General features: G+C 52.5%; 13 protein-coding genes. 9 read left to right on the top strand and 4 right to left on the bottom strand.

Translation table 11 applies throughout. The features are described 5' to 3' along the window. The first annotated feature begins 172 nt into the window (after nt 1-172). From HN413_15320 to HN413_15285, 8 genes are all read left to right on the top strand, one after another. Entirely contained in the window at nt 173-607 is a 435-nt protein-coding gene (locus tag HN413_15320) for a response regulator transcription factor (protein ID MBT3391768.1), read from the top strand. A gap of 131 nt (nt 608-738) precedes the next feature. Continuing rightward, nucleotides 739-1,275, top strand: a complete 537-nt coding sequence (locus HN413_15315; protein MBT3391767.1) for a hypothetical protein — start codon at nt 739-741, stop codon at nt 1,273-1,275. Continuing rightward, nucleotides 1,238-1,648 carry a hypothetical protein gene (locus HN413_15310; protein ID MBT3391766.1) on the top strand — a complete coding sequence of 137 codons (411 nt, stop codon included), beginning with the start codon at nt 1,238-1,240 and terminating at the stop codon, nt 1,646-1,648. The genes HN413_15315 and HN413_15310 overlap by 38 nt, the downstream gene beginning before the upstream one ends. A 211-nt stretch (nt 1,649-1,859) precedes the next feature. Further along, complete coding sequence (locus HN413_15305) at nt 1,860-2,030, top strand: hypothetical protein (GenBank protein ID MBT3391765.1); 171 nt, start codon at nt 1,860-1,862, stop codon at nt 2,028-2,030. 59 nt (nt 2,031-2,089) lie between these two features. Next, complete coding sequence (locus HN413_15300) at nt 2,090-4,369, top strand: recombinase family protein (GenBank protein MBT3391764.1); 2,280 nt, start codon at nt 2,090-2,092, stop codon at nt 4,367-4,369. Nucleotides 4,370-4,462: 93 nt separating this feature from the next. Then, nucleotides 4,463-5,893: a dipeptidase gene (locus tag HN413_15295; protein MBT3391763.1), complete on the top strand. Its 1,431-nt coding sequence runs from the start codon at nt 4,463-4,465 to the stop codon at nt 5,891-5,893. 117 nt (nt 5,894-6,010) lie between these two features. Continuing rightward, nucleotides 6,011-6,349: a type II toxin-antitoxin system RelE/ParE family toxin gene (locus HN413_15290; protein ID MBT3391762.1), complete on the top strand. Its 339-nt coding sequence runs from the start codon at nt 6,011-6,013 to the stop codon at nt 6,347-6,349. Continuing rightward, nucleotides 6,342-6,656: a putative addiction module antidote protein gene (locus tag HN413_15285; protein ID MBT3391761.1), complete on the top strand. Its 315-nt coding sequence runs from the start codon at nt 6,342-6,344 to the stop codon at nt 6,654-6,656. The genes HN413_15290 and HN413_15285 overlap by 8 nt, the downstream gene beginning before the upstream one ends. Before the next feature lie 204 nt (nt 6,657-6,860). On the opposite strand, the gene HN413_15280 is transcribed toward HN413_15285, so the two are convergent. Further along, nucleotides 6,861-8,456: a recombinase family protein gene (locus tag HN413_15280; protein MBT3391760.1), complete on the bottom strand. Its 1,596-nt coding sequence runs from the start codon at nt 8,454-8,456 to the stop codon at nt 6,861-6,863. 126 nt (nt 8,457-8,582) lie between these two features. Here HN413_15280 and HN413_15275 point away from each other — a divergent pair, with 126 nt between their 5' ends. Next, nucleotides 8,583-8,999 (top strand): helix-turn-helix transcriptional regulator, encoded by a 417-nt coding sequence (locus tag HN413_15275; GenBank protein ID MBT3391759.1) that lies wholly within the window; start codon nt 8,583-8,585, stop codon nt 8,997-8,999. An 83-nt stretch (nt 9,000-9,082) separates the two neighbouring features. Here the strand turns inward: HN413_15275 and HN413_15270 are convergent, their stop codons facing one another. The 3 genes from HN413_15270 to HN413_15260 all read right to left on the bottom strand — a co-directional run. Beyond that, on the bottom strand, nt 9,083-10,927 hold the full coding sequence (locus HN413_15270; protein MBT3391758.1) for a recombinase family protein: 1,845 nt from the start codon (nt 10,925-10,927) through the stop codon (nt 9,083-9,085). Beyond that, nucleotides 10,914-11,114 carry a hypothetical protein gene (locus tag HN413_15265; GenBank protein ID MBT3391757.1) on the bottom strand — a complete coding sequence of 67 codons (201 nt, stop codon included), beginning with the start codon at nt 11,112-11,114 and terminating at the stop codon, nt 10,914-10,916. The genes HN413_15270 and HN413_15265 overlap by 14 nt, the downstream gene beginning before the upstream one ends. Further along, nucleotides 11,111-11,664 (bottom strand): hypothetical protein (locus HN413_15260; protein ID MBT3391756.1); only part of this gene is annotated, 554 nt, incomplete at its 5' end. The genes HN413_15265 and HN413_15260, both read right to left, overlap by 4 nt.

Here is an 11,664-nt window from a genome sequence, read left to right as displayed (position 1 = left end):
TGAAGAAGTATAACACGGCACTACATTTGTCTGTCATTAGATCGATTTAGACAATCGTTCTTTCCCCGCATTCGGCTAACAGCAAGCGGAATTTGTTTTGCGCGGAGCGCATACCGATGCTATAATAGAACATATATTCTATTTGCCCATATCATCCAGGATGCTTGCGCCCATGACCACCGGATTCCAGCTCATCTTTGACCACCTGCGGCTCTCTCGAAAGCCGACGCAACCGATATTGGCGATCCCTGCGGATGAAGAGCTGCTCTCCATGCTGGGGGAACTAGCGGAAGGGCAGGAATACAGCCTGGAAGAACTGGCCGCGATACTATTAAAAAAAGCCGCCATCGAGCAGTATCAAACCACCAGTCAGAATATGCGTCACTGGCAGGAACTCTCCCAGCGCCAGCAGCAAGTCGCCGCCCTGGCCTGTCTGGGGCTCTCCAATCCAGAGATCGCTGAAAAACTGGAAGTCTCGTTGACCACCGTCAAGGCGCATATGCGCGAAATCTTACGCAAGTTCCAGGTGCGCGGGCGGCATCAACTGCGCTACATGCTCAGGCGCTGGGATTTCAGCAGTTTCGATGAAGTCCATTCTTTGGAATGACCCATATCTGCCGGTCATCGCCTCCCCCACCCCTCATATCTGCCTCGTCCGGGGGACTAGACCTTAATTCACCCTTAAAATAGTCCCCCGGACAATAGACTAGAACGCATGTTTCCGTTATGGTAGGGGGCATGCAACCCCTGGCGCAACTCCCCCTCGGCACGATCTATCGTATCCCCCCTTCATTCAGTTTTGATCTGACGATTGAGTTGGCGCTCACCACCGGCGTACGTCTGCTGGTATGCGGCAACCGCCTACCCTTCTACGATCTGGCCTATGAACTGGCCCGGCGCGTTGGGCAGCACTATGCCTGGATTCTCGAAGAGCGCATCTTCTTCGCCCGCGCCGAAACCGTCACCCAACTGCTGGACTTTCTTAGCGAACTGACCCCCGACCCAACTCCGCTGCTGGTCAGCGATCTGCTGGCGCGTTTTGCAGACGAAACGCTGCGCCGTCGCAGGGATCCGCTTTTCTTCGCGTGCCAGTTGGAGCTACAGCGTTTGAGTGAACACGCGCGGGTGTTTGTCAGCGCTCAGGCGCGTCCGCCGCTGGAATACCTGGGGGTTGCCTTGGCCAGGAACACGCGTGAACTGGAATATTCATCCGCTCTTCAACACACAGGAACCACCCATGGGCCACACCCTGCCCCCCTTTTCCCAGCAATTTAAGCTGGAGCGCACCCTGTTCGCCGAAATGCGGCGGGCGCTGCTGCTGCGTGACGACAAAGCCTTCTTCGACGATTTGTGGAACAAGGCCGAGTTTCATGTCCCCGCGGCGGAGAAAGCCAAACATCCCCTGCCGATTACCAGCATCCTGCTGTGCATGAACCTGGAGCAGGAGAAGGCCAGCTTTCATCTGGAAGGCAGCGTGCTCGATCAGAGCCAGCGCATCCAGCAGCTCGAAGATATCGTCAAAGCCAGCCAAGCGCAGAACGTGCTGCTCAAGGGTGAGATCGAAAGCCTGCGCTGGGAGATGGAAAACCTGCGCAAGAGCCTGCGGGAAGAACTGCTGGAGCTTCTGTATCCGAATTATGCCGCGTGAGATGATCGGTGGCTACAACACTCACCGACGAACTCTTTAGAGACACCACACATATTGGGAGAATGGAATGACCACCAAAGACAAGAACATAGAAATCTCTGCGGCTGCTGGCGAATGTATCTGCGAATTTCGCCGCGAATTGACTATTGCATCCAAAACTAAAGTTGGATGGACAACCGGTAACCGTTGAGCCAAGAGGGAACCTATTGCCATGAGCATACCGTCAACAAAACCATCCAACCCACCAGAAGAAGAATCTGCCTGGGAGATTGAGCGCCAAACTGAAGCGTTTCTGCAGAAATTGATGGAATTAAATCGCAAGCTCCAAGACAAGGATAAAGAAGGAAAGCTGAAATTGAATGATGACCTGACTGGAAGATAGGCTAAAATGGAGACAAAATCAACCCTATCCCCTTCAGGGGTCACGATTCGGAGAACAGCATGACTTCAAACCCACAGGAAGTAATCCTTTACGCCCGTGTTTCAACCGAAGAACAAGCCTCGGACGAACACTTTTCCATCGAAGCCCAGCTTAATGAGATGAAAGAGTATGCCAGAGTTCGGGGTTGGGTCGTGAAGAACGAATTCATTGATGGCGGAGTGTCAGGCACCAGCATGGATCGCCCGCAGCTTGATGCGGCATTGACCGTGGTCAAGGCGCAAGAATGTGATGTGCTCCTGGTGCATGAACTGTCCAGACTGTCGCGCTCCTCGATTTATGAAACCTTCGAGGTGCTGGAGCTGTTGGGGAAAAATGGGGCTGGGTTTGCTTCGGTCAAAGAACCTGATTTTGATTTTGCGGATCCAAGTAGTCGTCTGTTCCTAACCATTCTGGCGGCTATGAATCAATATTATGTTGACCTGCTGCGCATGCACACCGCCAAGGCGAAACACGAGCGTGCCCGTCAGGGTTTGTATAATGCTTCCTTTGCGCCCTTTGGCTATACTCATATCGGTGGGCCGAAAGACCCACCTGAAATTCACGCAACGAATTCGCAAGCTGTTGTCATGGCGTTTGAAAATTACGCCATCGGTCGATACACTTATCAGGAAATCGCCGAAATCCTGAATACTGGCGACTATCGAACCAGTAAAGGCCGACGCTTCTCGAAGGACTCCATCGCTCAAATGCTGCGCAATCCGTTCTATATGGGCAAGGTCGTCTACCGCTCGCATCCGACCAACCAAACAGAACTCTTTGATGGACTGCATGCCCCGATTATTTCGGAAGAACTTTGGATGCGCTGCAAAATGGTGCGCGATTCGCATGGCTCTTCCTCCCGAGCGGTGCAAAAACCGTTCCGGGTCTATTTGCTCTCCCAACTGGCGCGTTGTGATGTCTGCCAGCGCAGTTTGCGATCACAGGGTGCGGATGCGGGCACCTACTACCGTGAAATGTCCTACCAGCGAGGTTACCTCGACTGTCCCCATCAGCGCTTGGGGACTCGCACAGAACTGGTGGATGCCTACATGGACGCGATCATCGAAGGGATCCAATTACCAGAAGATTGGCTGCAAGAAATTCGTCATCAGATTGGTGATGACGAAGAATTATCCAGTATTCGCAGAAAACGCCAGCAGTTGGAAGCCCAGCGCAAGCGTTTGAAACGACTATATATTGGCGGCGACTTCGAGGAGGATATTGATCTCTACAGAAGGGAATCGGAACGCATCCGGCGCGAACTGGATAATATCCCCACCTACGATCAATTGGATGGGCTGAAAAGTACGATCCAGGTAGTGAAAAGCTTGCATGAAACCTGGGGACGGGCGGAGCCCGCGGACCGGCGCGATTTATTACGTTTGATGCTTCGCAAGGTGTGGGTGGATGTGGTCGAAAACCGGTTGGTGGCCTTACAACCCAAGGCGTTCTTGTATCCCATATTTCGCAGCATGGAAATCATGGAAGAGCGTGAACTGGGCTATTTCGTCCCCCGCTGGAGTGAGAAACACGTTGATTTGTTGACCTTTCCCCAATTGGAGAGAATCACTCAGACTCCGGAACAGGGGGTGGCGCTACCCTTTGTGATCCACTCGCCTTTGGAGCCTAAAGCAGACAAACGAATTGCATCGGGTGTCAGTCAGGCGTTGAAGTTGCAGCGGAATACAGGTATCGCCGTTGAGACCATCTGCCAGGTAATCACCCCGCAGCGAATGGAACTGCCAATCGATCTGCGCCGCTGGCCAAAAGCCAACTATACTACTATCCCCTTCAAGGCACTCTTCGATCAGCCGCTTGAGCACATGGATGTTTTGATCACCCAATATCCGCTTTGGGATGGCATGCTCCCAAAGCAATCGCCCGAAGAACTGATTGCAGAAGTTTGGCAGCGGATGAAGCCGGGGGGCGTATGGTATCTTACCGATGTCCTTCCGCAGGATATGCCCGCGCATTGGGTGTATCGCTATTTCCCATCCGCATGGGAATGGGTCACCAGCCACACCTGGAATCTGTATATGCTTTACAACCGGCTCCGCAACCAGGGATTTGAGACGGATGTTAAACGGCACTTGTTCTATCAACCCATGGCGCTGCGCATAGCCAGTGGTGTTGGCAACACGCGCCCTGGGGTATTGGCACATCTCTCGGATACTCAATTTAATGAAGGCATGGGAGCCTTGCAGAGAGAAATGGAGCAAAAAGGCAGCGATTTCATCCTGGGGTCTGAATTCAATATTGTCGAAGCCTGGGCGCAGAAACCAATTTCAGAGGGGGAGTAGGGAGAACCATGGTCTTCAGCGCTCTAGAAGTCAATGCCTTTGCCAAATCTGCCGTGATGCACGCCAGTTATTCATTTCCTTAGAGGACAATCTATGAGCTACTGCATTTATGTGGGTAAGAATCTAAGCGAAGCTGGTCATGCGTTTTTGGCGGGATATGGGGATGAACCTTCGAGCCATTGGCTCGAGATTGTGCCATCACGAAGCCATCCAATTGGCACAATGATCACTGTAGGAGTCACCAATAAGGCCGATTTCCCAGGGGAACTTACCCAAATCCCACAAGTGGCAGAAACGGCCAAATATATGGCTACACACTACTCGTATTACAAAGGATTGCCAGCCCCGCTGATTAATGGCGGGATAAATGAACACCACGTAGCTGTTCGTGATGTTTGGTCTCCATCACGTCGAGAATTGCGGGAGATCACTCCGAAGAACCAAACAGGTCTTAATTACAGCGATTTAGCCCGAATTGTACTGGAAAGAGCCACAACTGCCCGGGAAGGCGTTGAAATCATCGGTGATCTGATTGGTCAGTATGGATATGCAACCTATGGGGGGAACTCACACATGATTGCTGATGCCAATGAAGGCTGGATTGTGATTGAATTTGCCGGGGGGCAAGGGCTGTGGGCGGCTGAAAGGCTGGGGCCAGACGACATCCGCGTCTCTCGGCCTGGCTATATTGGCGAAATACCACCAGATTATCCAGAAAACCCAAACTATCTTGGTTCAGCCAACCTGATTAATTTTGCGATTCAACAAGGGTGGTACCATCCCACAATGGGCGAGCCATTCAACATCAATCACGTTTATGGCGATGGGAAAATGGAATGGCCTGGGGTTGCCTGGATTTCCAATGAGTTATGGAAACGCGCTAATCGTTCCCCAAAACTCACTTTGCGCGACATGATGTGGGCATTACGCACACCCAAATTGACGGGTGACACGGCTGGGTATGGTCAGGTCGTTGAATTACGTCCGGATATTCATCCAGAGCTTGGCGTTCTCTGGCACGCACAAGGCCCTGCTATTTCAGCTCCCTTTGTGCCATTTTATTTGGGGGCTAGCGACATTCCACCCGAATTCAAAAAGCACCGCTACCTGACCGCGGATGAATCGGCTTTATTCATTTCTCCTGACTCAGATTCCCCAAAACAAAAATCATCTGTATCCCAATCGATCGAATCCACCCGTTCCGCATTTCGTGTCTTCAAGCGTCTTTTTTACCTTATAATGCAGCATCACGAAAAGTTCTTACCCGAAGTGACCGAGACTTTGGATGCCTTTGAAGCAAGGCTTATCCAGCAGCAACGAGGGATTGAAAAAACGGCCCTCACTTTGTACCAGGTTGGGGAAGTCGAATTGGCGCGCAATTATTTAACCTATTTCAGCCATACAGAAGCGATGCGATCTTTGCGCCTGGCGGAAGCACTATCGAATAGTATTGAAGCTCGCACAAAACTGTTATATGACCACGACGATCTATTGGGCTCTCCTTCACCAGATGTGTTGTGGTAATGTGAAACCATCAGATCGTACAGCCAAATGAAATAAATGGATTGTCGGATAGACTCTGTTTGCACTATTGCAAACTATAATTTGCGGTGATATACTCACTATCAAGTAGGTTAACATATGCCTAATGCTGTATCCTCCAAAACTGTCATTATCTACCGCGATGCGGCGGGCAAAGAGCCTTTTACCCATTGGATTAACGGCCTGAGCGACCCTGGCACCCGACGGCGAATTCTCAAACGTCTGTGGCGAGTTGAAAGCGGGAATTACGGTGATTATAAGATGGTAGGTGGAGGCGTACACGAACTACGCTTCTTCTTTGGCCCAGGCTATCGCGTATACTTTGGTGAGGACGGTGACAAAATCGTGGTCTTGCTAATCGGTGGCGATAAAAACAGCCAGCGTCGCGATATTCAACAAGCCCAATCTTATTGGAAGGAGTATTTGAGCCATGCCTGAGTACCGGACACTTAATGAAGTTAGTATTGATTATTTTTTCGATCACCCTGATGAAATTGAAGACTTTCTAAACGAAATCTTTGCTGATTACGCCCAGGATGGCGATTCGGCTACCTTGCTTTCGGCTTTGCGTGTAATCGCGCGTGTCAAAGGACTTTCCAATATGGCCGCCGAAATCGGTATGACCCGCCAAGGTTTGCAAAAAGCGCTCTCTGCAAAGGGTAACCCGCGATTGGATAATATCAATGCCATCATGCGAGCGATGGGCTATCAACTCATGCCTCACCGTTTGGAAGTGGCTGCCTGACACGCAAATGCTTCGAAATATGTAGGGGAATCACCTGGGGAAATACAAAATCAATATTGACTTCTTACACGGGGGGATGTACAATAATCTCAGTTTGGATTTGAGAGAAAATAAGGTCTTTTAAACGAAAAAAGCTGCACAAATGGTGCAGCCATCGCCTAGGTTGTCCTAAAAGCGTGTCCACGGGGGTCTGTGTGCCCTGAATTACTTCGGGTGGTGTCCACCCCCGTCGGGACCGCAGCTACATCTTTGTTTCCCATTTGGGAAATATTGATTCAGCAAAGGCGCGAACACAACTGTAGGTTGAATTGCCACAAATGTGTTGCCTTGCACGTAGGCTCTTTCGAGTACCAGTCGAAAGAGCCTTTTCTTTTTAATTTCCGACAATGCCTGCCAATCTCTCAATTGGTCGAGCACTTCGCTAACGGATGCAATCTTAGCATCAGTACCATAAAAAAGCAAGGTCTCCCGCACAAATTCACATTTCTCAATCTCGCGATCATACATCGCCTTGTCAATTTCGCCCGCCAGGAACAAAATATTGGCCCGCTCACGACGTTCCTGGGCCTCCTCCAACTGTAACTGCGAAGAGAGCATCCCTTCCGTAACTTCGGCTGAGAGCAGGGTTTTCTGCAATAGCCCGACCAGGCTGCGTTCCACATAAGATGCCTTCAGCGAGGGTTGCGAACAGTCATGAGTGCGTTCCACCTGGTGGGAGTCCCGATAAATTCGCCGGTTATTCAACGAACTGCCCCGAAAGCGTCCCCCACACGCCGCGCAATACAGCACACCGGTCAGCGGGTACACACGCACCTTGCAAGCAGTACGCTCATGGGGAATTCTAGCTCGTTCTCTGCGTAATTCCTGCACCGCCTGAAACTCTGACGCATCCACCAGTGCCGGATGCAAACCATCAAAAAGCCGGGGTGGTTTGCGTTTATTCGATTTGCCGTTTTTGTCACGCCCGTAGTATGGGATCATGCCGGTGTAGAAAATGCGCTGCAGAATGCCGCGTACGGTATCCCGGCTGAAACTGCCCGGCGGAATACGCCCCGGAATGCCTTTGTGCCGCAGGGGAATGTGTGTTCCATCCGGTAAACAGTGGCTGCCTGCATTGATGATTTCCGCAATCGAGGCATCCGAATGCTCCCCGCTGAGATAGTGTTTAAATATCTTCTGAACGACCCATTTCTCAATGGGGTGGGGATGAAGTACTTTGCCATCGCTTTTATCCACCTGCCCATATTCCGGGCAATAGTCTTTTCCATTCGGATCCGTGCATTTGGAACAAAGACCGCGGCAATAACCAAAAGGGATATTGCCATTCCACAAACCAGAACGTGCGCGCTGCAATTTGCCCTTGATCGTCTCCTGGCGCAAATTATCCAAATATATTTCTGCGAGCATCCCCAACACAGTCAGCATCAACTTGCCCCAGGGGGTCGTGAAATCCAGTTTTTCCTTGACCGATGCAAACGTCACACCGTGCTGATTGAGTAGATCAAGCGCCACCAGCAAACCACTCAGATGGCGGTAGAAGCGATCGATTTTGTCGACCACCACAATATCATAGCGGCCTTTTTGGGCGTCTTTCATCAAGCGGTCTAACGCTGGACGATAACTGCCCTGCTTGGCAGAGTGACCCGCATCGGTGTAGATTTGGGTCAGCTCCCAGTCCTGCTGGGCTGCATACTGGCGAATATTAGCCTCCTGAGCCGCCAGGCTGTGGCCATCCACCTGCTCTTTCATCGAGACGCGTCGGTAGCCGACGGCCCTGAGATGGGGGATTTGTGTTTCCATGTAAATTGCCTCCTGATTAAACGTGTATAATTTGATCCGTCAGAGCCGCTGTTGGTACTTCGGCTCCTACAGATAGTATAGACGATCAAGATTGTAGCGCACTACGCTACATTGACGGAGGCCCACATGAGTGTTGTTCCCAGTATCAAAGAACGTCGCAAAGCGCGGACGAAGACCTATGACCATCCGGCGCTGGTGAATCGGCTGATGGAATTGATGGCCGAGCGCAAAGAATCATATCGCGAAGCTTCTTTGGCATCAGGTCTGGACCATCAGGCTATCAACCGCATTCGTGGCGGAAAACGACCTTCGCTGACAGCCTGTATCCAGTTAGGTAATCACTTTGAACTTGATCCGAACGAATTGATTGAGATGGCCGGTTGGCCGCGCATCAAAGCCTTTGATATCCATACGGAGTCGGCTGAAAACCTGCCTCCGGAAGCGGTGGAAGTTGCCGTGGCTGTCGCCCGCATCCAGAATCCAGGGGAACGCCGTCAGGTATCCGATGCCATTCTGATGCTGTTGCAGAAATATTTCAAGTGAGCAGACCGAACCCCAAACCAGCATGCGAATAATATAAAAACACCCTGTAGCGACTTGCGAACAGGGTGTTTTCATTGGAGGCGTCAGCGTTCAAGGATTGCCCCACCCTCGGGTAAACCAAGCAGGCTGTCAAAAGGAGAGTGCGCGGCAATCTTGCGCAGTTCACCTTCGCGATCAAAATACAACCCCGCAAAGAGCAACCCCAACATCCGGCGGCGTTCCGCATTGGTCATCTGGGACCAGATGGCGGAGAAATCGCTCAAAAAAGGTTGGATTTCCGCCGCCTCCCGCTGCACCGATGGCCGCAGACGTTCCAATTGACGGCTCAGATGCTGAGTCTGGACATCCAGTTCGGCTTTGGAAACCCGCCCGGCCAGATAGAGCTGCTGATAGCGATCCATTGCCTGGCGCAGATTATGACCTTCATACTCAAATTCGGCCATGCCATCATCGCTGAGGTAGTAGGCGGCGATCCAATCATGCCAGTCCGGGGGAATCACCAGACGACTCATCCATTGATCGGCTTGTAGTTCGAGTTTCTCGGCGCGGAGCAGCTTATGCCGTTTGACAACCTTGTTTTTGCCAGGAATCGAATGGGCTTCCATCGCCAGCGATTCCGATGACAACCGGGGAGCATCAGGGGTATTCAACGCATTTCGTTTCACGCTTTTCAACGTCATCGCACAACGGTACTGCTGCTTGCCCTTATCCGATGAGCCGCGCAGCGTTTCCAAACGTTGCTCCTGATCATAGCATTCCCAGCAGTGCCCCACCCCGGTCAGGGCATAGACCCGGGCTTTTCGCTTCTGACTGTTTGGGGTGCGGTAGCGGCCTTCCCGCTGGGCCTGATTTTCCTTCCAGAGCGACAACGCAATCAGGGGTTGATGCAGTCCCGGGTGCATTTCCTGAATTTCTCGCTGATTTTGCGCCGGGCGGGGCGCGCGAATTTGATCGGGGTGATTCAGGTTATCTTCCAGGCTGAAATCCGGACGCGGGTAGCGTGCCACCATCCCGGCATAGAACGGATTGCGTACAATCGCCCGAATACTGTCGCGCTTGAAGCGGCGGTTCTGCTCCACTAAGGGTAATTTGCGCTCCCGTTTTTGACCGCGGGTGCGGAAATGGACGCGCGTCCCATCTGGCAGGATGAAATCATGATAATTGAGGTAATCGGCAATTTCCTTGTCGCTCATGCCCTGGCTGTAGCTGTTGTGAATCCAAACCGCGGCATAGCGATCCACTGGATGCGGCACCGCAATGCGCCCGCGCTGGCTATCCGCCCGATCCGACCCACCCAACAAGGGACAATACGCACCCCCGTTGGGATCCGTGCAGGTAGAACACAGACCGTTGCAGTAACCCAGCAGCAGATCGCCATTCGGCAGCCCGCTGCGCAAACGCGCCGTCAGGGCCGTGCGCGTGCGTTCACTGGTCTGCCAGACATACATCTCTGCCAGTGCACCCAAAACATACAACACCAGCCGCCCCCACCAGGTATGCATTTCAATGCGCTCCGTCAGGCTGACCAGTTCGACGTTGTAGTTTTTTAGAAAGCGGATATAGCGCAGTTGCGATTCCAGATTGCGATACAAGCGATCCAGGCGTGGAATGACGAGTACGTCCACGCGCCCGGCGATGATATCCTTGCGCAGGCGTTGGAATTCCGGGCGCTTGCTGTTCTTGCCGGAATAATCCCAATCCTTGTAGATCACCACCGTTCCCGAACCGTGCTTCCGGGCATAGGCCTCAGCCTCATCGGGCTGGGTATCTTTGGAATATTGATAGCGGCGCTTGTCTTCACGCGAAATGCGCACATAAACAGCCCACACTTTTTGGTCGATCTGGTTTGGATTGGCAGTGAACATCCCGGATAAATCTCTGGATAACTCTCCAGCGGATTGGGGTAGTTGCAGTTCATCGCTTTTCATCGTCATTCTCCTGTGCGACGCGCGGGGGTTCGGGAACGGGGTTTGGCAGCCGTTGATCGGATCCCCTTTCCGGTGTGCGATCCGTGATGCGTCGCAGGACAAGGGCTAATTCACGACTGAACGCGTCCACGCGTTGCTGTGAGGCTGTCGATTGTTTCACTTCTGTGTTCTTGTCTTTGGTGGTCATTCCATTCTCCCAGTATGTGTGCTGTCTCCAAAGAGTTCGTCGGTGAGGGAGTCGTCATCGCCTGCTTCCCCTTCACATGTTTCTTCTTCCGGCCAGAGCGCGAGTTGATACCCACCGCCGATCACCAGGCTGGCGAGATCGCCTTCATTCATCCCCAACGGCTGCAGCACCTGGAAGACGGAGCGGATCAGTAAGTCGCGATAACGGGCTTTGTCGACCTGCTGCCATTGCGGGCGTTCGGGCAATCCCCAGGCTGAAACACCGGGCTTCCTTCCTTTAATATAGATCATCGGAATGCGCTGGCCGACGCGCACATCGATCCCGGCAGCGCGCAACTGCAGCGCAGCTTTGGCGGGCTCCGATTGGCCGGTGTATTCCTCGGGTTCGCGCGCGAGCCGCTTGCGTGTGACCAGCTCTTCCAACGGAACGCGTTCCCCATACAAATCGGCCACCGCCTGATAGACGATCGCCAATGCGGCGGGGATGTGCTCCTGTATCGGGAAGGCCCCCGTTTCGCCGCCAAAGCGCACCGCGAAGGGAATTCGAGCAT

The organism is Chloroflexota bacterium (assembly GCA_018648225.1).
Classification (GTDB): domain Bacteria; phylum Chloroflexota; class Anaerolineae; order Anaerolineales; family UBA11858; genus NIOZ-UU35.
This window is presented reverse-complemented; position numbering and strand designations above follow the sequence as displayed.

Bases quoted from the DNA above. Each gene is read 5' to 3' on its own strand.
- HN413_15320 (MBT3391768.1), top strand. From the start codon at position 173: ATGACCACCGGATTCCAGCTCATCTTTGACCACCTGCGGCTCTCTCGA.
- HN413_15315 (MBT3391767.1), top strand. From the start codon at position 739: ATGCAACCCCTGGCGCAACTCCCCCTCGGCACGATCTATCGTATCCCC.
- HN413_15310 (MBT3391766.1), top strand. From the start codon at position 1,238: ATGGGCCACACCCTGCCCCCCTTTTCCCAGCAATTTAAGCTGGAGCGC.
- HN413_15305 (MBT3391765.1), top strand. From the start codon at position 1,860: ATGAGCATACCGTCAACAAAACCATCCAACCCACCAGAAGAAGAATCT.
- HN413_15300 (MBT3391764.1), top strand. From the start codon at position 2,090: ATGACTTCAAACCCACAGGAAGTAATCCTTTACGCCCGTGTTTCAACC.
- HN413_15295 (MBT3391763.1), top strand. From the start codon at position 4,463: ATGAGCTACTGCATTTATGTGGGTAAGAATCTAAGCGAAGCTGGTCAT.
- HN413_15290 (MBT3391762.1), top strand. From the start codon at position 6,011: ATGCCTAATGCTGTATCCTCCAAAACTGTCATTATCTACCGCGATGCG.
- HN413_15285 (MBT3391761.1), top strand. From the start codon at position 6,342: ATGCCTGAGTACCGGACACTTAATGAAGTTAGTATTGATTATTTTTTC.
- HN413_15280 (MBT3391760.1), bottom strand. From the start codon at position 8,456: ATGGAAACACAAATCCCCCATCTCAGGGCCGTCGGCTACCGACGCGTC.
- HN413_15275 (MBT3391759.1), top strand. From the start codon at position 8,583: ATGAGTGTTGTTCCCAGTATCAAAGAACGTCGCAAAGCGCGGACGAAG.
- HN413_15270 (MBT3391758.1), bottom strand. From the start codon at position 10,927: ATGAAAAGCGATGAACTGCAACTACCCCAATCCGCTGGAGAGTTATCC.
- HN413_15265 (MBT3391757.1), bottom strand. From the start codon at position 11,114: ATGACCACCAAAGACAAGAACACAGAAGTGAAACAATCGACAGCCTCA.